This window comes from Aquiflexum balticum DSM 16537, assembly GCF_900176595.1.
GTDB lineage: Bacteria > Bacteroidota > Bacteroidia > Cytophagales > Cyclobacteriaceae > Aquiflexum > Aquiflexum balticum.
The window spans coordinates 5385022-5404772 of sequence record NZ_LT838813.1 but is presented as its reverse complement, the minus strand read 5'-3'; the positions used below and the strand labels follow the sequence as shown (position 1 = coordinate 5404772).

Genomic DNA, 19751 nt, shown 5'->3' with positions numbered 1-19751 from the left:
TTATTGCTACTTACTATGCCAACTCAGACTACTTCAAATATTTTAATGGTACGCCCGGCTAATTTCGGATTTAACCCTGAAACTGCTGCCAATAATTTTTATCAACAAAGAGACAACCGGGATCCACAGGAAATCAATAAAATTGCCCAGCAGGAATTTGATGGCTTTGTTGGTCTATTGGAGGAAAAAGGAGTCAATGTTGTTGTGGTGGAAGATACGGAGGAACCAAAAAAAACAGATGCTATTTTTCCTAACAACTGGTTCAGCACTCATGAAGATGGGAAAGTGATTCTTTATCCCATGTTTTCGCCAAATCGCAGGCAAGAAAGGAGGAAAGACATCATCGAGATTTTGATGAAAAAGGGTTATAAAATCAGTGATATTATTGATCTGACTTTTTTTGAAAATGATGAACAGTATTTGGAAGGTACGGGAAGCTTGATTTTGGACAGGACCAATAAAGTTGCCTATGCATGCCGCTCACAGAGAACCCATCCTATTCCATTGGCCTATTTTGGAAGAATAATGGAATATGAAATTGTAGATTTTGATGCAACACAGCTGATCAATGGTAAAGTTTCACCCATCTATCATACCAATGTAATGATGCATATCGGGACTGAAATAGCAGTAGTATGCCTGGATAGTATTCCACTTGCTTCTGAAAAACTGAAGGTTCAGGAATACCTGGAAAAAACCGGAAAAAAGATGATCCCCATCACAGCCAAGCAGAAATTCCAATTTGCAGGGAATATGCTGGAAATAAAAAACAAAGATGGAGGCAAGCTGACTGTCATGTCAGAAACTGCCTACCAATCACTCGGTCAAGTTCAGGTACAAACTATTCAGCGATATACTGATATCGTAGTTCCAAATATAGCTACAATCGAAAAGTTGGGCGGGGGAAGTGCAAGATGTATGATGGCTGAAATATTCCTGCCATCAGTGTAGGTTGCCCGATGTGACAGATTTGATTTTTATGGTATCCACTTCTATGTCTTTTTCTTTGGCAGCAATTTTGAAATTGGCGATCACTTCGAGCACATCGTAGTCAATCACTTTTGAATTAGATCCATCAATGATCACATGCTTGCCTGGGGGAATATCATCCAAAGCCTGAATTAAAGCCCCTTTGTTTAAGAAACTCACTTCTTCTGAAAGGACAATATGTATGGTGTTGGGGTCTTTTTCAGGTTTATTTTCAAGGAAGTGCGAGTTCTGAAAATTTCTCATCAAAATATAAACGATGGCAACTCCCATTCCAATTCCAATTCCTATTAAAAGGTCAAATATCACAATTCCCAATATTGTGGTAACAAATGGTAAAAACTGATCCATGCCCAATTTTGCTTGGGATTTGAACAAGGAGAATTTGGCCAATTTATATCCTATCAAAAGTAGTATTGCTGCGAGGGACGCTAATGGAATAAGATTAAGCAAGCCCGGAATCAGCAGAACACTGGCAAATAATAAAATGCCATGGAAAACTGCTGAACTTTTGGTTCTGGCACCTGAAGTGATATTTGCAGAAGTCCGGACAATAACGGCGGTTACCGGTAAGCCACCAATCAAACCATTGATGACGTTTCCTATTCCCTGAGCAAAGAGTTCCCTGTTCGGAGGGGATACCCGCTTATGAGGATCCAATTTATCTCCTGCTTCAAGGCTTAGCAGTGTTTCCAAACTTGCTATGATGGCAATGGTAATGGCCACTAGCCAAACATCGGGGTTGTCTAAAGCAGAAAATTTTGGGAAAGTCAACTGACCGATAAGATTTCCGAAAGACTCTATTTCCGGCAATACTACTTTTCCGGATGCATCAATGTAAAGGTTTGGTACAAAGAATTTAAAAAATTTGTTGATCAAAACTCCAACGATTACCACTACCAATGGTCCCGGGATGAATTTTATGAATTTTTGTTTTTTAATCATTGGGCGATCCCACAACATCAAGATGCCCAAAGAGACCAAAGTAATGATGATGGCACCGAATTCGAATTCCTTGGAAAGGTTTCCCAAATCCATTACCGCACTCCAGTCATTTACAAAGGGAATGTATTTTTCAAGGTTGGCATCTTCATTTACACCAAAGGCATAGGGTATCTGTTTGATGATTAGAATTACACCTATTCCGGCAAGCATTCCTTTGATCACAGCCGTAGGAAAATAATAACCAATGACACCCGCCTTTAACCATCCCAGAATTATCTGAATAATCCCTGCCAATACAACGGCTGTCAGAAAAATATCAAAAGCCCCAAGGTCCGAAATGGCATTCAGTACAATAACGGTCAAACCGGCAGCAGGTCCGGATACTGCAGTATGAGAGCCTGAAAGAGAACCAATCACGATTCCACCCACCACACCAGCGATTATCCCCGAAAATAACGGTGCGCCTGAGGATAAAGCAATTCCCAAACATAGAGGAAGCGCTACCAAAAACACTACCAATCCAGAAGGTAAATCGCTGCCAAAGTGGGAAAAAATTCTTTTATTACTATCCATTAATGTTTGTTTCCGGGTTTTTGAAAATTTCCTAGCCAATGATAAGGTAATACATTTAATTTATAAGTTTAATAAAGATATTTTATATACAAAATTATCTTTTTATAGAGTTCCTCCATTCCGTTTGTCAAAAAAAACTAAAAGGGGAAAGTTTATTTCTGAAATTATCAGATAAATAAACTTTCCCCTTTGAAAAAAAAGTTAAGAATTTCTTTCGCAGAAGCAAAAATATTTTAGCCTAACATGGATGCACGCAATGATGCCATTAAATGATAATTCAATTTAATTCTCGCTAGTAAACTGGAATGTCCAGTACATCGGACATCCGACAGGTTTGTAGTAGAATATTGGGTTACTGGCAATGAAGCGGATAACCATTTAATTTAATCCTGTATAATTAAAAGGACTGATGTTGCCCAATTCATTTTTCAATTGATCAGAAACCTGCAACCCATTGATAAAAGCAGAAATTGTTTTTTGGGTGATCTTTTCATTGGTTCGGGTCAGTTCTTTAAGCGCCTCATAAGGTTTTGGATATCCCTCTCTTCTCAATACCGTTTGGATTGCTTCCGCCACAACAGCCCAATTCTCATCCAAATCAGCATCAATCGCATCTTTATTCAACTCCAATTTACCGAGTCCTTTCAACAAGGATTCAAAAGAAATCAGCATATGCGCAAGTGGAACTCCAATAATTCTCAAAACAGTGGAGTCTGTCAAATCCCTTTGCAGTCGGCTGATGGGTAGTTTTGCTGCCAAGTGTTCCAATAAGGCATTGGCTATTCCAAGATTTCCTTCGGCATTCTCAAAATCTATAGGATTTACTTTGTGAGGCATGGCTGAGGAACCAATCTCCCCGGCTTGTATTTTCTGTTTGAAATAATTCATGGCCACATACTGCCAGATATCTTTTGACAAATCCAAAAGGATGGTGTTTATTCTTTTCAATCCATCAAAACAGGCCGCAAGATTATCGTAATGTTCTATTTGGGTAGTGGGATAGCTTCTTTCCAAACCCAGATATGCTGACACAAACTTTTCTGCAAAACTGTTCCAATCAATTTCAGGATAAGCCACATGATGGGCATTCATATTCCCTGTAGCGCCCCCAAATTTAGCTGAGTAAGGAACCTGAGAAAGCAATTCCAATTGTTTTTCCAATCGGATGACAAAAACGCGCAGCTCTTTCCCCAAACGGGTAGGGGAGGCGGGTTGTCCATGGGTCTTTGCTAGCATGGGGATGTCTTTCCATGTTTGCGCTTTTTCCTTTAACTTATCAACTATAGCATTTAGACTGGGAAGGATACATTTTTCAAGACCCATTTTCAGCATCAGAGGAGTGGCGGTATTGTTGATGTCCTGAGAAGTCAAACCAAAATGAATGAATTCCTTAAATTCCTGAAGTCCCAAATCATCAAACTTTTCTTTCAGGAAGTATTCGACGGCCTTCACATCATGGTTGGTGATTTTCTCAGTATCCTTGATTTTTGTAGCGTCAGCTAAACTGAAATCACTCACCAAATTCCGTAGCGTGGGGAAGAGATCATGGTCAAAACCTGTCAGTTGAGGAACAGGAAGTTCACAAAGCGCAATAAAGTATTCCACTTCGACAAAGACTCTGTATTTGATTAGAGCGAATTCAGAAAAATATGCTCTTAATGGCTCGGTTTTATTGCCATATCTACCATCTACAGAACTTACGGCGGTGAGGTTATTGAGATTCATGATCTAGGTTTTTGATTTGAAGGCGCAATTTAGGTCTTCAACCTGAAAATACTGTCCTCCTGTTGTATTTAATCTGAGTTTTTTGGAGGCCAATACACAATTTCAGAAATTCCGGTAGCAAAAGGCAAAAAATGAAATTAAAAACAAGGTCTTTTTGGAAATGATATTCAACTCAAATAAATAATTTCAATTTCACCTTAAGATTTCTGCTCAGAATCAAACCAGTTTCTGATTTATTTGTTGTTAACAGAGATAATAATATTCCAGAGTCTTATAAATTAAAAACCGTACATTAATTTTGGGGCTTCCATATGGGATCAATGTAATAAAGAGCAATAGAAATGTTTAATTTATTTAAGAAGAAAAAAGAGGAAAATAAGAGGGGGGACCAATACTTGTCTTTGAAAGTAAGAGAAGTCGTCAAAGAAACTCCTGACACAGTCACCATATATTTTGAGCAGCCTGAACCATTTTTGGAATACCGACCAGGTCAATACCTTACTGTAATTTTGGAATTGGGTGGAAAAGAAGTAAGACGGTCATATAGTCTTTGCACTTCGCCATATGTGGACCCCCATCCCGGAATCACCATAAAAAGAGTGGAGGGAGGATTGGTATCCAATTATTTGAATGATCAGATCAGACCCGGAAAGACCATTGAAATAATGAAACCATTGGGTCATTTTACAACTGATTTTCACTCTAAAAACAAAAATCATTTTGTGATGATTGCAGGGGGTAGTGGTATTACACCCATCATGGGGATTTCCAAATCTATCCTGATCAATGAGCCGGATTCTAAAGTGACTCTTATTTACTGCAGTCGCTCTGAGGACCAGATTATTTTTAGAAATCAGTTGGAAAAGCTGCAGGATGAATACAAAGAAAGATTCAAAGTCTTCCACAATCTGAGTAAGCCTTCACTAAATTGGGAAGGGATGAAGGGACGCTTGGATCAGGTAAAAATCGACGAAATACTTCAGAACAACCTTTATCCCGGAACTGCCAAGACTAAATATTTTGTCTGTGGTCCTAATGGTTTAATGGATATTGCTTTGGAAGCTTTGAAGGCTAAAGGAATTTCGGATGAAGATATTTTCAAGGAAAGTTTCTATACAGATATTGAAGCCAAGGAAGAAACCCTGAAAGCTGAGGGGAAATTGTCTCCCGAACTGACTCGGGAAATAGAAGTGAATGTCAACGGAGAATCGTTTCATTTTGAAGTGCCTGCGGGGATGACCATTTTAGAAGCAGGCCTGGATAGAGATATTGATATGCCTTACAGCTGTCAAAGTGGTTTGTGTACTGCCTGTAGAGGTAAGCTTGTTTCAGGCAAAGTGGATATGATAGAGGATGCAGGATTGAGTCAAAGTGAGATAGCAGAAGGTTATATCTTGTGCTGTTCCTCCAAGCCTGCAAGTTCTGACATAAAAATAATTATTGAATAACAGTATTTTGGAAGAAAAAAGGATTAAAAAAAGATTTGAAACACTGGAGCGGAATGTGCTGATTTTGATTGCCATTCCGATTCCTTTTTTTGCGGTAGTCTATCTGAATTCGCAGAACAGTACCTTTTCCTTTGACCTACCCGAGCTTTCCACTTTTTGGGATTCCTTTGGCTTGGGATTGGTAGTTTCAATTTTGTTTTTACAGTATTTTAATTTTCAGACTTCGATAAAAAGAATACTGAGGGGTAATTTGGATTTGGAAACCAAGTTGGCGCTGTACTCTCAGGCGACTATGCAAAGATTCTGGATACTTTTTGTTTCCACGTTTATTTCTGCATTGGGATTGTTGTTTTTTGATAATCCAGGTTTCACCATGGCTTTTGCTGTAACGCTCTTATTTTTTTCACTTGGAAAACCCAGCCCGGATAGGATTGTGAAATCATTGAAATTGAAAGGCGAAGAAAAGGATAAAGTGCTTGGAATGAAGAGAAGAGGATGAATTGAGATTTGAGGTAGAAGAAGCGAGAAGCGAGAAGCGAGAGAAAAGAGCCAAGAGCCAAGTGCCAAGAGACAAAGCTTGTCCCGAAGAATTTCGGGGAGCCAAGAGACGAGAATCAGAGCCTGCCAGGAGTATACCAATGATGTAATTTTAAAATGCCCTCTCGGTAAGCTCGGGGAGTCAAGAACGGTTGAAGGAATCGAAATAAATTATTATTTCCCATCGCTACAAAAATCTACAATCTAAAATCTACAATCAAAAATCAATTATCTATCCTCATCCTGCACATCATGCCTCTTGGGTAAATCAGAGTTGATAAAAGTAAATCCTCTTGTATCTGCTCCGTCGTAGAAATCCACCATCATTCCCATAAGAAACATATAATGTTTTTTTTCAATCAAAACAGGAATGTTATCAATGACAAACTGCTGATCCCCTTCTTTGGGCTTATCAAACCCTAAAAGGTAGGACATACCGCCACAGCCACCGCCTTTTACTCCGACCCTCAAAGAATATTCTTTGGGAATGTTTTTGTGGGCAATGATATTTTTGATTTCTTCTTGGGCCTTATGGGTAATTTTAATCGGTGTCAGCATGCCATTCTAATGCAATTCTTCGTTATGAAGTTCAAATTTAGCCTGAATAAATATCAAATGGCAAAAGTTTTATAGCATTTATTAATTTCGGATATTCGGAACAAATTAATCACTGAACATGGAGTATATAGCCGATTTATTAAAGATTGTTTTACCTGCGGGATTGGTCATCTACGGGATGTATCTGACTATCATGTCATTTCTTAAAAAAGAAAGGGAAAAAATGCTCATCGACCTCAAGACCCAAAACACACAGACTGTCCTGCCGATAAGACTTCAGGCAGGTGAAAGGCTTTGTCTGCTTTTGGAAAGAATTACACCAAACAACCTCATCAGAAGAGTCAACAATCCTGAATATTCTGCGAGGGAATTGTATAGTCTACTGCTATCCGAAGTAAGAGAAGAGTTTAATCATAATCTTTCACAGCAGGTCTATTTTTCTGATGAAACCTGGGAAGGTGTCAGAAGGGCAATGGAAAGTGTGGTCACTATTGTGAATACTGCCATGCAGGACATGAACGAAAATGCCAGGGGATTGGACCTCGCCAAAAGAATTTTTCAAATAACTTTGGAACAAAAAAATGACGCCATTCAATTGGCATTGAAGGAAGTAAAATCTGAAATCCGAATTTATTTCTGATCAAATATGGCCACATTACGAGAGAAAACGGTTGATTTCTTTGAAAAAGCAAAAATCCTGTACCTGTCCAAAGCGGAACAGATAGCAGGAGAGGACGGGAAACTCAAAAAGCTTTTAAAGAATGTAGGAGAGCGTTTAAATGCAGTTTCACACAATCCTAAGGTACAGGCTGCTTTAGAGCCTATTTTAGTTTTCAAAAGAATGATTCAAGCACACCGGAGCGGTCTGTTTAAAGTTTCTACCAAAACCCTGGGACTGATTGTCCTGGGTTTGGTTTATTTCGTGGCACCCCTGGATATCATTCCTGATTTCCTTCCTGTTTTGGGTTTTGCGGATGACTTATCAGTTCTCATAGCTATTTTTAATTCAGTCAAACACGAGGTTGAAGCTTTTTTGGATTGGGAAAAAATCCATCAGGACAAGATTTAAATTTTTGGAATTGAGTAATTTGGCTTAACTTAACTTTTATGAAAAAAATAGCATTTCTTGCAGGCACTTCCGGATTGATCGGAATGCAATTGTTGCATCAGTTGATTCAAGATCCTTCATACGATACTGTTATTTCAGTAGGTCGGAGAAAATTGGCTTTGAAACATAACAAACTTGTTCAGTTGGAAGGTAATTTCAAAGAAATCAAAAATTGGGATATAGAATCCAAACTCAGAGAGGATGATTTAGGAGGGATTTTCTTTCCCCTGATAGAGGCCATCAAATCCAAATCTGTGGAAATGCATGCTTTTTGTTCGCTCGGTACTACCATAGGTCAAGCAGGATCCAAAGATAAATTTTATGAGATCGATCACGATTATGTACTCAATTTTGCCTGGTGGACAAAAGAAATGGGAGTAAGCAGGTTTTTGTATGTCAGTGCTATGGGTGCTGATCCGCAATCATCTGTTTTTTACAATAAGGTGAAAGGAGAAGTTGAAGAAGACCTGAAAGTTATCCCTTTCGAATATCTTGGATTGTTTGAACCATCACTCTTGTTGGGAAACAGAAAGGATTTCAGGTTTGGGGAAGAGGTTGCGAAAATAATAACCAAGCCTTTGGTCTGGTTGAAAATTGCCAAGAAGTACCGTCCCATATTTGACCGTCAGGTAGCCAAAGCAATGATTTATCATGCCAATCAGGTCAAATCAATTAAAGTTGAAGTGATTTCTTCCAAACAAATGCAGAATTTTGAAGCATGATAGCAGTCATCCAAAGAGTTTCAGAATCTTCCGTAAAGATAGGAGGAGAATCCAAAGGGCAGATAGGAAATGGTTTGATGGTCCTTTTGGGAATTGAAGAAACTGATTCAAAAGAGGATATTGATTGGCTAAGCAAGAAAATTGCCAACCTGAGAATTTTTCCCGATGATAAAGGGGTCATGAATAAAAGTATTCTGGATTCCGGTGGAGATGTCTTGCTCATTTCTCAGTTTACCCTGCATGCAAGTACCAAAAAAGGGAACCGACCATCTTACATTAAAGCCGCAAAACCAGAAATTGCCATACCTCTTTATGAGGATTTTATTATAACCCTTGAATCAGATCTGGGAAAATCCATACAAACAGGTGAATTCGGGGCAGACATGAAGGTCTCCCTCATCAACGACGGCCCCGTTACGATCATCATTGATAGCAAAAACAAGATATAGGATTTTGCTCAGTAGGTAAAAGCCTCCGTTTCCCGAGCAATCATAAATCTAAAATCTAAATTCTAAAATCAAATATCTCCAGTCTCATACCTTTCATGCCCTGCTTAATAAAGATACAAAACGCCACCATTAAACAAAAAGGCAAAACAGTATTTGATCAAATGGAATTTGACTGGAAGGAAGGTCAGCATTGGGCGGTAATAGGTGAATCAGGGGTAATGATGACTGCATTTTTGGATACTTTGTTGGGGCGGACGATGGTGACATCTGGAAATGTCATCCGGCCTTTTTCAGAAGATTATCAAAAAACAAAGACCTTATCAGGCGAAATCAATTCCTTTCGTGATTTGATTTCCACCGTTTCCCAGCAATATACTTTTCGGAATAAATCCAATCTCCAGAACTTTTATTATCAGCAGCGATTCAATTCCATGGAATCTGAGGATACAGCTACTGTATGGAATTACCTGAGTGAAATTGAAGTAAAAATTCCCGGTTATTGGAATCTGAAAAAAGTTTTGGATTTGATGCGCCTAAATGATCTCAAAGAAAAATCACTGATCAAACTTTCCAATGGAGAAACAAGAAGACTCGCAATCGCAGCTGCATTGATGAAAAATCCCAAACTGTTATTGATGGATCAGCCGATGACTGGTTTGGATGTTCAGTCAAGAATGGATTTTGGGCGGGTTTTACAAGAAATTGCCTACAGCGGGATCCATTTGATGCTAACGGCCCACAGTGATGAAATCCCAGAATCAATAACACATGTTGCAGTATTGGCCGACCAAAAAGTGTCTAAAGTTATCCAAGTCGAAGAATTGAATGGTCTCGAGTTGGACACTGATTCCGGCAATGGATTTGACCATTTATTAATGGGGGAATTGTTAAGAGATGCCAAAAAAACGGATTTTAAAAAAATCCTGGAAATGGAAAATGTGTGTGTCCGCTATGGAGATAAAAAGATATTGAATAATATCAACTGGACCGTATTGCCAAATTCAAAGTGGTTGCTGAAAGGCGAGAATGGGGCAGGGAAGTCTACGCTATTGAGTTTGATTTTGGGAGAAAATCCGCAGGCCTATTCCAATAATTTCTGGCTGTTTGACAGGAAAAGAGGCTCAGGTGAAAGCATTTGGGACATCAAAAAAAACATTGGTTTTGTCGCTCCTGAGTTAAGCAGGTTTTTTCCGGCTAATCAAACTTGTCTGAAAGTGGTGCTTTCAGGTTTATTTGATACTATGGGATTGTTTAAGAAAGTCAGCCCGGAACAGGAAAAAACAGCATTGGCCTGGTTGAAATTGTTCAGACTTGAAAGCACTGCGAACTTATTGTTGAGACAGGTCTCACTGGAAAATCAGCGTTTTGTTTTATTGGCTAGAGCTTTGATAAAAAAACCGGCACTACTTGTATTGGATGAGGCATCACAAGGCATGGATGAATTGCAAAGAAAATTATTCCGAAAAACAATTGATCAGGTTTGCCACCTCATGCCAATTTCAATTATCTATGTCAGCCATTATGAAGAAGATATACCTGCATGTGTGGACAAGGTACTTCAATTGAGTCAAGGTGAAGTGAAGGATATACAATGATCAGAGTATCCGCTATTTCCTGTTTTGCATTACTTATGGTTTTCGATTCAGATAATCTTTGACACTTGGCCATTTTAGAGATGATGATAGACGATGAAAAATACCTATACCTTGGCTTCAAACCTTGTTTTATTTTATTTTACCAATATCCCTTTCATCAGTAGGTACGGAAATGGTTTCAAGAAAAGTACCGTCATTTTTCAATTTTATCCCGGTTAGACAAATCCCTCCATATGCTCCTGTATCAATGTTCCATGAATTTGAATCAGGATTAAACTCAGGTTTGCCATTCCACCTTGGAGTATGTCCGATTACCTGAAGTTTACTGATTTTTATCAGTGGCTTTCTGTTCCAAAGATAACCGTCAGGATTGTTTGGGTCTTCAGGATTTCCAATCCCACTCAAGCCTGCATGAGAGACTTTGATGGCATCATTTTCCCAAACCATCGGTAAATCCATTAACCAGTTCAAATAATTGCCAGGATCAATATTCAGCATATCAAACTGATGGAGGGTCAGCTGTCCCCCATTGAACAGCCAATTTTTTTGTTTGTCCTTCCCGATAAGATATTTGATCATCATCTGTTCATGATTGCCTTTGATATAATGTACTTCCTTTTTAAAGTTCTTTTTCAGTTCGACGGCAAGTTGTAACACCGAGGGGGAAAAATTTCCTCTGTCCACCAAATCGCCTACCTGAACAAGAGTTTCAGTTTTAGGATCCCAATGATCTAAAAGTGACAGGTAGGTATTGAGGCAACCATGAACATCTCCTATGATAAATACTGACATACAATACAATTTAATAAAGAAAATTGTCTTCTATTTGACATTCTTATAATTTCCACTCCCCTATACATGAAATATTTTTATCTTTTTGAGATAAATTCTTATTATTAGTTGGTATTCAGATAGGTACAAAACAATAATGTCATTTTGATGTTATATTCAAATATTACAAATTTCTATTTTATTAAATTACAAATAGGTAAATTAGAACCACTTACTTCCTCAATTTGCTAAATATGAAACACACCTTTATTTTAATCGCCGGCTTGTTTTTGATAATTTCAGGCTGTATATCTCAAAAAGATTATGTGGCAGATTCAGACTTCAATTATTCGGGTAAATTTAAACGTTACAAAACATATGGTTTTGTGAGAAATCCATTTCAGGATTCTACTGATTATTACCAGGCAATTGAGAGAACAATCAGTTCTAGGTTAGGGTCTCAGGGTTACAGACAGAAAGATGAGCAACCTGATCTTTTGATCAATTATAAAATCTTTACAGACGAGGTAAAGTACAGAGGTTATGATCAGCCCAATTTTGATTTTTGGCTTCAGAGAAGAGCTGAAATTGTGGATTTGACTGAAGAAGAAGAAAAGGAAAACAGGGAAAAAGATGAAACCTACAACAAAGTAAAATATACGGAGAACAATGGGTTATTGGTCATTTTTGTAATTGATAATAAAAAGGGCAATACCATTTGGCAGGGTTATACAGCAGCTTATTTTGATTTGGTGTCGCCTGATGTCAGTACAGAATTGACCAAAGCAACTTACAGGGTGATGGATCAGTTTAGGGTGTTGACCAGGAATTAAACTTTCTTCGATTTAGAGCATTCCATTATTTCCCTTCGAGGAAAAACTGTGCGGCTTCAATTTGAACTACTTCGAAATCCTGATAAGCACAGACTATTTTATGGAAATTGGATAAGTTTGGGATATCATTCAGACAAAGTGGAGTACCGAAAAGGTATAGTTCCACTTTTTTATTTTCAGATATTTCTCCGACTTTTTTCATCAATCCAAGTTCCAATCCAAAATGATTGACAGGCTTGGCAGATGGCACAAAAAGTGCTATTAAAACACTTTCAAAATCATCAAGTTTTTCAAATTCAAATTCTTGGTTTTGGTTAATCCCGAATTTAGGGATAAGGCTTTTCGGGTCAATACCCTTAAAAAAAGGATTATCTTTTTCTTTATAAATAGATACCAGAGCAGTTTTTCTATTTTCAAGGTCTAAATGAATTCCGGAAGGGGATGACTTATCTGATATTACCGAAATATATTCTTTTGTCAATTGTTGATTGAATGCATGGTGTTTGTCCCAATCAAAACCCTGAAAATGAAAACTTTCCTGATTATGCAGTCCCAGTTTTTCTTTCAGCTGCATGATTTTTTGAAAACTTTCATCGATCTGTTTTTTATCTGCTTTTTGATCAATCATATGTATACCCTCTTTTACATTTTCAGAGAAACATAGAATATCATTTCCTGCATTGAAAGCTTCCCATTCCAACATTCCCGGTTCGGCAAACATGTTGCTGACACTTTTCATATTTAGGGCATCAGAAACAACGATGCCTTTGAATCCAAGTTCTTTTTTGAGAAATCCGGTGATGATTTCCTTTGAAATGGATGCGGGAATATGCTGTCCATTACTCAGGGCAGGGGCAGCGAGATGTCCCACCATGATCATATCAATTCCTTTGTTGATGCCTTCCAAAAATGGATAGAGTTCTTCATTGATCAGTTGAGACTTATTCTTATTGATTACAGGAAGACCGAGATGAGAATCCACATCAGTATCTCCATGCCCGGGAAAATGCTTATAGCAGGCCCCTATACCCGCTGAAGTCATTCCTTGGTACATGGCAATAGCGAAGTTGCTGACTTTATTTCTGTCTTTTCCAAAGGATCTGTATCCGATCACCGGATTCTTGGGATTGGTATTGATATCCGCCACCGGAGCAAAATTCAAATGAATGCCTGATTGCTTAAGGTCTTTTCCGATCCTAAAACCTGTTTCAAAAACCAATTCAACATTATTTTCGGACATGGCGCCCAAGGAAATTGCATAAGGATATTGCGGAGAGTTTTCAATACGCATAGCCAAGCCGAATTCTGCATCGATGCTGAAGAGGAGCGGGGTATTGGAAATTTTTTGATAGCGTTGGATAAGCAGGTGTAATTTTTCCAAAGTATTCTCAACAGAAAGTTTCTCCTGTCTTTTTTCAAAATTGGCTGCGGCACTATATCGACTATGAAAAAAAGTGATCCCCCCAATAAATTGGTTTCGAATCAATGACTCCATTTTAAGTATATTTTCCTCCGTATCATGTATAAATGCCGCTGGAGAAAATAATTGGCCTATTTTTTTGAGTTTTTCCACTACAGTGTGATTTGTGATTTGAGATTTCATATTTTATGATCAAGAGACAAGAACCAAGAATCAAGACATGGTACTTCCAACCAAACATCGGTCATCCGTCATCCAACATCGGTCATGTACTTCCCACTTCCCACCAAACATCGGTCATCGGTCATCCAGCATCGGTCATGTACTTCCCTCTTCCCACCAAACATCGGTCATCGATCATCCAACATCGGTCATGTACTTCCCACTTCCCACTTCCCACCAAACATCGGTCATCCAACATCGGTCAAAATCCTGTCCTTCCTACTCCCCACTTCCCCTCTTCTTCCCATATTCATATGGAAACTTCACATATCTGACCATGAGGATTCCGGGGAAAGCAGCAATAACAATCCAGATAAAAAACCCAGGGTAGCCCAATGCTTCCTGAATAAATCCTGAGGCCATTCCCGGAAGCATCATTCCCAAAGCCATAAATCCGGTGGCAATGGCATAATGGGAGGTTTTGGAAGGCCCTTCTGATACATAAATCAGATACATCATAAAAGCCGCAAATCCGAATCCATAGCCCAATTGCTCTATGACCACCACTGCGCCTGCATAGAAAGCAGATTCAGGTTGGAAGTAAGCCAAAACATAATAAAAGAAATTAGGAACATTGAGTGCCAAAATCATGGGCAGCATCCATTTTCCCAATCCGTCCCTGGAAATCACTATGCCTCCAATAATTCCTCCTAAGGAGAGGGCAATTATCCCGAAAGTCCCATAGATCAATCCAACATCAGAGGTGCTTAATGCCAACCCTCCGACTTCTCTGCTGTCCAATAAGAATGGTGAGGCCATTTTGACCAATTGAGACTCTCCAAGACGGTAAAACAAGATAAATGCCAAAGCGACCCAGATTTCCTTTTTCCTGAAAAAGCTTTCAAACACTTTCCAAAATGTCAGGCTTTCTTCTTTGATATAATCTTTTGCTTTTTCGACATTGGGTGTGACCAGGAAGTTTACCAATGTGAGTATAAACATCAATGCAGCAATCATCACCATAGTGAGAGACCAAGCTTTGGTATTATCACCGTATTTCACTTCCAGATAGCCAGCAAAAATCACAAATAATCCTTGTCCCGTAACCATAGCAACTCTATAGAATGTGCTGCGCAAACCTATAAAGAAGGATTGTTGCTCTTCTTTTAAGGCAAGAAGATAAAATCCATCTGAGGCAATGTCATTGGTAGCTGAGGCAAAGGAAGCCAACCAAAAGAAAGCAAGACTGATGATAAAAAACTGATTGGTGGGAAGAGAAAGTCCCACGCCCAAAAAAGCAAGGGAAAGTACCAATTGCATAGCAAGGAACCACTTTCTCTTGGTACCATAAAGGTCCACCAAGGGGCTCCAAAAAGGTTTGATGACCCATGGTAAATAAAGGAAGCTCGTATAAAGCCCAATAGCTGAATTGTCAACCCCCAGATTTTTGTACATAATGACAGATACCGTAATAATCAATACATAGGGGATTCCTTCTGTCAGATACAAAGGCGGTACCCAATACCAGGGATTGTTGGGGATAGACTTTCTCATGGTTTTTTTCTGATCAGGTTTTGGTAAATACTGATTTCCGAGCCTTCGATGAGGGTTGCATTTACTGTATTTTTATAGAAATCCGCAGGACCGATTCCACCAATGATGGCGTAGGCATACCCCATTTCTTTCAAGGCCAGTAGACTTTTTACCAATAGAACTTTCCCAATACCTTTTCCCCGCATGCTTTCCACTGTTCCGGTCGGTCCAAAGAAGTTTTTGGCGGTGGATTCAAAACAGGCGAAGCCTAAAATTTCATTATCCTTTTGGGCGATGAAGCAGTTTACGGGAAGGTGGGAAAATGCGGATTCTGTTTCGTTTTTCCAATATTGTCCAAAATGCTCCATTACCCAATCGCAGACAAAGGATTTTTCAGGCGGAATAGGCCTTCTGAAAACAATGTTTTCAGTACCCAACTGATTTTCTTTTTCTGAGATATCCGGAAGTTCCAATAACCGGACAAGCATATCTTTCATTTTATTGGGATTGAAGGGTTCTTTGGATTTCAAATACCATCGGTTTGCTTTCATTACCAAATCTGTCCAAAAAGCTCAAGGCCACAAATTTTGGGTTGTTTGGGGTCAGCACAGGCAGCAGCATTCTGTTGCTGTCATCAAGGTATATTTTTTGGGAAACGGTTTTCTCATTTCTTTTTTGAAGATCCTGAATGGTTGGAGAAGTGTGGATTACAGCAAACCTATAATCAGGATCCAAAACCTGTTGAAATTGGAAAGCAAATCCATTTCCATGGGGAACCAGGACCGGGTCTTCTGGTTCTTTTGAATTTGAATTGGTTTCAAATAAATCGGGAGTCAAGACAGCTTGTTGATAATGGTTTTTGTATAGAAGATCTGCCACATCCCTATTTTGAAGGTACAAGGATTTGGCGCTGAAATAAGCATTTCCCGAGATATTTGGGGTGATTTTCGACAAGCCGATCTGATTGGGGATTTCCATAGGATTGTCCCAAGCCTTATCTGCATTGTTTCGGATCTTGTAGGGACCGTTTCCTATGTAAATCTTGGTATTATTGCTGTTTTTGGACCACCAATTGATCAGTTCCCGGTGCGAAGCCAGGTTATAATCCATACTCCAATACAATTGGGGAATCAGGTAATCAATCCAACCGTTTTTCATCCAGGTCAGTACATCTGCGTAGAGGTCATCGAAATTGGTCTGTCCTGCCTGTGTATTTGATCCATTGGGGTCTTTATCCTTATTTCTCCAAACCCCGAAAGGGCTGATCCCAAATTGTACCCAAGGTTTTTCTGATTTAATGGTCTGATGGACTTGTTTGACCAATAGACTGACATTTTCCCTTCTCCAATCATCGAGTTTTTGACCTTGCCTACCATATTTTTTAAAGGTCTGCGCATCATCAAAAACAACTTTATCCACTTTGTAGGGATAGAAATAATCATCGAAGTGAATGGCATCCACATTATAATTCTGCACTACTTCCCTGATGATATTGACCAAATGTGCTCTTACCTCGGGAAGTCCGGGATTATAGTAATATTTGGTATCATATTTTACCATCCAGTTTTTATGTTTGAAAAAATCATGCTCAGCGCTGAGGAGTTTGGTATCAAGATTCATGGTAGCCCTGTACGGGTTCAGCCATGCGTGGAATTCCAATCCTCTCCGATGTGCTTCTAATATCATCCAAGAAAGTGGGTCCTCGGTAGTACTGGGCTTTTGGCCTTCCTTTCCTGTAAGGTATCTGGACCAAGGGGCAAAATTCGAGGGGTAAAAAGCATCTCCCGAAGTTCTGATCTGCACAATTACTGCATTGAAATTGAGTGATTTATAATAATCCAGCAATTTGATGAAATCTTCCTTTTGCTTGCTGAATGGGTCGGTTGGACTGTTTGGCCAGTCGATATTGGCCACTGTTGCAATCCATACTCCTCTGAATTCCCTAGGACTGGGGGCTAATTCCAGGTCCAAAGCTTTGTAAAACTCAGGTTGAGCAGGCATTTTGGCAGTTTTTGAAGGATAAGTGCTATCAGGACTTTTTGGTCCGGGAGCTGGAATAGTACTTCTTTCCCGCTGTCCGGTAGTTGTGGTAGCAGTTTTACAGGATTGTAAAATCAAAATAAAGCTACATAGATAAATGAAGATTCTTGAAAATTGAATCAGGTAATTAGATTTCATGGAGTTGGCTTAGGGTTTACTTTTAAGGTTCAGGTCGCTGAGTTTTTTCCTCAGTTGTTTCATGAATTTTGGCCCTGGATCTTGTTTTTGGGTCAGGTAATTGGGATCAGTTTCTTTCCAAATTTCAGATCCCTGAAAATCATAATATTCATGATGGCCAATCATATAGGTCAGTTTGTGCTTTTTGTGCAGGTATCTGATGAGGTCTGCATTCGCTTTCAACTGAGCTTTGGTCAGCGGATCATCGGGTCCGCCTATATTTTCAATACCGATTGCAGTATAATTCAATCCAATTGTATGCCTTCCAAATGTGGTGTCCGGCAAAAGCCTGAAAATCGTCCCATCTCTATCCACTAAAAAATGGGCAGAAACATTCAGGTTGCTGGCAGTGGTCAATTCGGGCCTTCCGCCCAATTGAACTGGGTTGAATACATTGAATGTGGCTTCTAATGTAGGTACAGCAGTCCAATGTACCACCACCATAGTCGGTTCTATGGTCGCCGTTTCTTGATCCAATCCGTGTCTTACTTTAAGGTATTCCAGGGAAAGCTTTTCTCTTTCCTCATCGAAGACTATGGGTTTTTCAAAGATCCTAAAAGTTGGAGCATTGCAGGACAAAATCAAAGGAACAAAAACAAAGAGCAAACAGGTATTTTTTAATGTTCTCATTCGTGACGGGATTTGGGAAGTTTGGATAATCTAATCAGAATATATCGCTAAAATACATGAATTTATTAGAGCATCCTGCAATTTTGATTTGCAATTATTTGCTGTTTTAAATTTTTTTGTTCAGATTAATGATTTAATACTTGCAAAAAACAGAAACCCAAGACCCTGTGCTTAAAGAAGAACGTCAAAAATATATCTTGGATCAGGTTCACTTACACCACCGAGTTCTGCTCAATGACCTTTCTGAAGCTTTGAATGTATCTATAGATACCGTCAGAAGAGATGTGAAAGAATTGCACAAAGAAAAAAAGCTCAAGAAGGTGCATGGAGGAGCCACTTCATTTGGTTTTATGACATTCTCCAAAAATGACGGGAATGTTTATTTACAATCGAAAAAAATCATTATAGCTGAGAAAGCTGTTTCACTTCTGAAGTCAGGACAGATCATTCTGATGAGTGGGGGTACTACAAACCTTGAATTGGTCAAAGTTTTTCCCAGAAGAATCGAACTGACGGTCTTTACCCCCAGTCTACATATTGCATTGGAATTGATGGAGTTTCCAAATGTGGAAGTAATTTTCTTAGGGGGAAAACTTCTTCATGAAGCCAAGTTCGCAATCGGGGGGACAGTTGTAAATTCACTTTCCCAGATCCGGGTCGATATGTTGTTTTTGGGAACAGGATATCTTGATCCCAAGCATGGACTGACGGAGTTTGATTGGGAGGTGGTGCAGGTTAAAAAAGCAATGATTGAATCTGCCAAAAAAACGGTAATACTCTCCGTTTCTGACAAACTGCACTCCGTACAACGCTATCAGACCTGTGATTTAAATGCTATAGATATACTGATTACCGAGTTAAGCCCTAGTAATTCCCTTTTGAATGATTTCAGGGAATTCCCGATAGAGTTGCTTTGAATCGGAACAATGCCCATAGGCTTTTATTTTAATGTGAAACAAAGAAAAAGCCTTCTCGATTGAAGGCTTTTTCTTATTTAAGGTTAAGCAACCTCGATTGCTTTTTTGGGTTTACTTGTTTCCAACATTTTTTTTGGAAGAACAATTTTCAAAATGCCTTTGTCATATTTGGCATCAATATTTTCATCCTTTACGTTTTCAGGCAGACTGAAAGAACGTCTGATACTGGAGTAAGAGAATTCTTTTTTTCTATAATTGTCTTTTTCTTCTTCAGCTTTGTGTTCTTTCTCTGCGCTGATGCTTAGGATACCATCGCTGATATCAATTTTGAAGTCCTTCTTGTCAAATCCCGGTGCAGACAATTCAAGTTTGAATTCTTTGTCATTCTCAATCACGTTGCATGAAGGGATTTCAATTGATTTTTCAGGATACCAGAATTTCTCATCCCAATCAAATGGGTTTTCTGTTCCGAAGAAGTCTTGAACCATTTTTGGCCAAAAACCTCCATTTCTTTTTGTTAGTGCGCCCATGGTTTTTTAAATTTTTAGGTTATAGGATTTAATTTTAATAGGATAAAAATATCAAAAATGGTATTAAAATAATATGATAATTGTCACAAAG

The 19751-nt window shown here is 38.9% G+C and carries 21 protein-coding genes; 11 read left to right on the top strand and 10 right to left on the bottom strand.

The window, feature by feature from the left end; translation table 11 throughout:
• The first annotated feature begins 15 nt into the window (after nt 1–15).
• On the top strand, nt 16–951 hold the full coding sequence (ctlX, locus tag B9A52_RS22885) for a citrulline utilization hydrolase CtlX (RefSeq protein ID WP_084122908.1): 936 nt from the start codon (nt 16–18) through the stop codon (nt 949–951).
• On the opposite strand, the gene B9A52_RS22880 is transcribed toward ctlX, so the two are convergent.
• Both B9A52_RS22880 and purB read right to left on the bottom strand, forming a co-directional pair.
• On the bottom strand, nt 943–2505 hold the full coding sequence (locus B9A52_RS22880) for a SulP family inorganic anion transporter (RefSeq protein ID WP_084122907.1): 1563 nt from the start codon (nt 2503–2505) through the stop codon (nt 943–945). The genes ctlX and B9A52_RS22880 overlap by 9 nt on opposite strands.
• A gap of 378 nt (nt 2506–2883) precedes the next feature.
• Entirely contained in the window at nt 2884–4230 is a 1347-nt protein-coding gene (gene purB / locus B9A52_RS22875) for an adenylosuccinate lyase (RefSeq protein WP_084122906.1), read from the bottom strand.
• A 341-nt stretch (nt 4231–4571) separates the two neighbouring features.
• Here purB and B9A52_RS22870 point away from each other — a divergent pair, with 341 nt between their 5' ends.
• Together B9A52_RS22870 and B9A52_RS22865 are read left to right on the top strand one after the other, a co-directional pair.
• On the top strand, nt 4572–5678 hold the full coding sequence (locus tag B9A52_RS22870) for a ferredoxin--NADP reductase (protein WP_084122905.1): 1107 nt from the start codon (nt 4572–4574) through the stop codon (nt 5676–5678).
• Nucleotides 5671–6177, top strand: coding sequence for a hypothetical protein (locus tag B9A52_RS22865; protein ID WP_231955376.1), 507 nt, complete (start codon nt 5671–5673; stop codon nt 6175–6177). The genes B9A52_RS22870 and B9A52_RS22865 overlap by 8 nt, the downstream gene beginning before the upstream one ends.
• A gap of 266 nt (nt 6178–6443) precedes the next feature.
• Here the strand turns inward: B9A52_RS22865 and B9A52_RS22860 are convergent, their stop codons facing one another.
• On the bottom strand, nt 6444–6773 hold the full coding sequence (locus tag B9A52_RS22860) for a HesB/IscA family protein (RefSeq protein WP_084122904.1): 330 nt from the start codon (nt 6771–6773) through the stop codon (nt 6444–6446).
• A 118-nt stretch (nt 6774–6891) separates the two neighbouring features.
• Between B9A52_RS22860 and B9A52_RS22855 the strand changes: the two genes are divergently transcribed.
• The 5 genes from B9A52_RS22855 (at nt 6892) to B9A52_RS22835 (ending at nt 10647) form a co-directional block, all read left to right on the top strand.
• Nucleotides 6892–7413: a DUF7935 family protein gene (locus B9A52_RS22855; RefSeq protein WP_084122903.1), complete on the top strand. Its 522-nt coding sequence runs from the start codon at nt 6892–6894 to the stop codon at nt 7411–7413.
• 6 nt (nt 7414–7419) lie between these two features.
• The gene (locus B9A52_RS22850) at nt 7420–7842 is read left to right on the top strand and encodes a YkvA family protein (protein WP_084122902.1); all 423 of its coding nucleotides are present in this window, start codon (nt 7420–7422) and stop codon (nt 7840–7842) included.
• Between the two features lie 38 nt (nt 7843–7880).
• Nucleotides 7881–8603 (top strand): NAD-dependent epimerase/dehydratase family protein, encoded by a 723-nt coding sequence (locus B9A52_RS22845; RefSeq protein WP_084122901.1) that lies wholly within the window; start codon nt 7881–7883, stop codon nt 8601–8603.
• Nucleotides 8600–9052, top strand: coding sequence for a D-aminoacyl-tRNA deacylase (gene dtd, locus B9A52_RS22840; protein ID WP_084122900.1), 453 nt, complete (start codon nt 8600–8602; stop codon nt 9050–9052). The genes B9A52_RS22845 and dtd overlap by 4 nt, the downstream gene beginning before the upstream one ends.
• Nucleotides 9053–9213: 161 nt before the next feature.
• A complete protein-coding gene (locus B9A52_RS22835) occupies nt 9214–10647 on the top strand; it encodes an ATP-binding cassette domain-containing protein (RefSeq protein ID WP_231955374.1) in 1434 nt (477 codons plus the stop codon).
• A 129-nt stretch (nt 10648–10776) separates the two neighbouring features.
• Here B9A52_RS22835 and B9A52_RS22830 read toward each other — a convergent pair whose 3' ends face one another.
• Entirely contained in the window at nt 10777–11439 is a 663-nt protein-coding gene (locus B9A52_RS22830; RefSeq protein WP_084122898.1) for a metallophosphoesterase, read from the bottom strand.
• 233 nt (nt 11440–11672) lie between these two features.
• Between B9A52_RS22830 and B9A52_RS22825 the strand changes: the two genes are divergently transcribed.
• A complete protein-coding gene (locus B9A52_RS22825; protein ID WP_084122897.1) occupies nt 11673–12251 on the top strand; it encodes a DUF4136 domain-containing protein in 579 nt (192 codons plus the stop codon).
• A gap of 25 nt (nt 12252–12276) precedes the next feature.
• Here the strand turns inward: B9A52_RS22825 and B9A52_RS22820 are convergent, their stop codons facing one another.
• The gene (locus B9A52_RS22820) at nt 12277–13854 is read right to left on the bottom strand and encodes a glycoside hydrolase family 3 protein (protein ID WP_084122896.1); all 1578 of its coding nucleotides are present in this window, start codon (nt 13852–13854) and stop codon (nt 12277–12279) included.
• A 5-nt stretch (nt 13855–13859) separates the two neighbouring features.
• Between B9A52_RS22820 and B9A52_RS25755 the strand changes: the two genes are divergently transcribed.
• On the top strand, nt 13860–14168 hold the full coding sequence (locus tag B9A52_RS25755) for a hypothetical protein (RefSeq protein WP_157370272.1): 309 nt from the start codon (nt 13860–13862) through the stop codon (nt 14166–14168).
• Here the strand turns inward: B9A52_RS25755 and B9A52_RS22815 are convergent.
• From B9A52_RS22815 to B9A52_RS22800, 4 genes are read right to left on the bottom strand one after another with little or no spacing between them, the layout of a single operon-like run.
• Nucleotides 14113–15387: an MFS transporter gene (locus B9A52_RS22815; RefSeq protein ID WP_084122895.1), complete on the bottom strand. Its 1275-nt coding sequence runs from the start codon at nt 15385–15387 to the stop codon at nt 14113–14115. The two genes, B9A52_RS25755 and B9A52_RS22815, sit on opposite strands and share 56 nt — an antisense overlap.
• A complete protein-coding gene (locus B9A52_RS22810; RefSeq protein WP_084123657.1) occupies nt 15384–15863 on the bottom strand; it encodes a GNAT family N-acetyltransferase in 480 nt (159 codons plus the stop codon). Before B9A52_RS22810 ends, B9A52_RS22815 begins: the two co-directional genes overlap by 4 nt.
• Nucleotide 15864: 1 nt before the next feature.
• Nucleotides 15865–17544 carry a glycoside hydrolase family 10 protein gene (locus tag B9A52_RS22805; RefSeq protein WP_084122894.1) on the bottom strand — a complete coding sequence of 560 codons (1680 nt, stop codon included), beginning with the start codon at nt 17542–17544 and terminating at the stop codon, nt 15865–15867.
• A 9-nt stretch (nt 17545–17553) separates the two neighbouring features.
• On the bottom strand, nt 17554–18213 hold the full coding sequence (locus tag B9A52_RS22800) for an N-acetylmuramoyl-L-alanine amidase (RefSeq protein WP_084122893.1): 660 nt from the start codon (nt 18211–18213) through the stop codon (nt 17554–17556).
• Between the two features lie 140 nt (nt 18214–18353).
• Between B9A52_RS22800 and B9A52_RS22795 the strand changes: the two genes are divergently transcribed.
• The gene (locus tag B9A52_RS22795) at nt 18354–19130 is read left to right on the top strand and encodes a DeoR/GlpR family DNA-binding transcription regulator (RefSeq protein WP_231955369.1); all 777 of its coding nucleotides are present in this window, start codon (nt 18354–18356) and stop codon (nt 19128–19130) included.
• Nucleotides 19131–19213: 83 nt separating this feature from the next.
• Here the strand turns inward: B9A52_RS22795 and B9A52_RS22790 are convergent, their stop codons facing one another.
• Nucleotides 19214–19660, bottom strand: a complete 447-nt coding sequence (locus B9A52_RS22790) for an Hsp20/alpha crystallin family protein (protein ID WP_084122892.1) — start codon at nt 19658–19660, stop codon at nt 19214–19216.
• Between the last annotated feature and the right edge of the window lie 91 nt (nt 19661–19751).

Excerpts from the sequence above, each read along its gene's own strand:
- ctlX (WP_084122908.1), top strand. The coding sequence starts at position 16 with ATGCCAACTCAGACTACTTCAAATATTTTAATGGTACGCCCGGCTAAT.
- B9A52_RS22880 (WP_084122907.1), bottom strand. The coding sequence starts at position 2,505 with ATGGATAGTAATAAAAGAATTTTTTCCCACTTTGGCAGCGATTTACCT.
- purB (WP_084122906.1), bottom strand. The coding sequence starts at position 4,230 with ATGAATCTCAATAACCTCACCGCCGTAAGTTCTGTAGATGGTAGATAT.
- B9A52_RS22870 (WP_084122905.1), top strand. The coding sequence starts at position 4,572 with ATGTTTAATTTATTTAAGAAGAAAAAAGAGGAAAATAAGAGGGGGGAC.
- B9A52_RS22860 (WP_084122904.1), bottom strand. The coding sequence starts at position 6,773 with ATGCTGACACCGATTAAAATTACCCATAAGGCCCAAGAAGAAATCAAA.
- B9A52_RS22855 (WP_084122903.1), top strand. The coding sequence starts at position 6,892 with ATGGAGTATATAGCCGATTTATTAAAGATTGTTTTACCTGCGGGATTG.
- B9A52_RS22850 (WP_084122902.1), top strand. The coding sequence starts at position 7,420 with ATGGCCACATTACGAGAGAAAACGGTTGATTTCTTTGAAAAAGCAAAA.
- B9A52_RS22845 (WP_084122901.1), top strand. The coding sequence starts at position 7,881 with ATGAAAAAAATAGCATTTCTTGCAGGCACTTCCGGATTGATCGGAATG.
- dtd (WP_084122900.1), top strand. The coding sequence starts at position 8,600 with ATGATAGCAGTCATCCAAAGAGTTTCAGAATCTTCCGTAAAGATAGGA.
- B9A52_RS22835 (WP_231955374.1), top strand. The coding sequence starts at position 9,214 with ATGGAATTTGACTGGAAGGAAGGTCAGCATTGGGCGGTAATAGGTGAA.
- B9A52_RS22830 (WP_084122898.1), bottom strand. The coding sequence starts at position 11,439 with ATGTCAGTATTTATCATAGGAGATGTTCATGGTTGCCTCAATACCTAC.
- B9A52_RS22825 (WP_084122897.1), top strand. The coding sequence starts at position 11,673 with ATGAAACACACCTTTATTTTAATCGCCGGCTTGTTTTTGATAATTTCA.
- B9A52_RS22820 (WP_084122896.1), bottom strand. The coding sequence starts at position 13,854 with ATGAAATCTCAAATCACAAATCACACTGTAGTGGAAAAACTCAAAAAA.
- B9A52_RS25755 (WP_157370272.1), top strand. The coding sequence starts at position 13,860 with ATGATCAAGAGACAAGAACCAAGAATCAAGACATGGTACTTCCAACCA.
- B9A52_RS22815 (WP_084122895.1), bottom strand. The coding sequence starts at position 15,387 with ATGAGAAAGTCTATCCCCAACAATCCCTGGTATTGGGTACCGCCTTTG.
- B9A52_RS22810 (WP_084123657.1), bottom strand. The coding sequence starts at position 15,863 with ATGAAAGATATGCTTGTCCGGTTATTGGAACTTCCGGATATCTCAGAA.
- B9A52_RS22805 (WP_084122894.1), bottom strand. The coding sequence starts at position 17,544 with ATGAAATCTAATTACCTGATTCAATTTTCAAGAATCTTCATTTATCTA.
- B9A52_RS22800 (WP_084122893.1), bottom strand. The coding sequence starts at position 18,213 with ATGAGAACATTAAAAAATACCTGTTTGCTCTTTGTTTTTGTTCCTTTG.
- B9A52_RS22790 (WP_084122892.1), bottom strand. The coding sequence starts at position 19,660 with ATGGGCGCACTAACAAAAAGAAATGGAGGTTTTTGGCCAAAAATGGTT.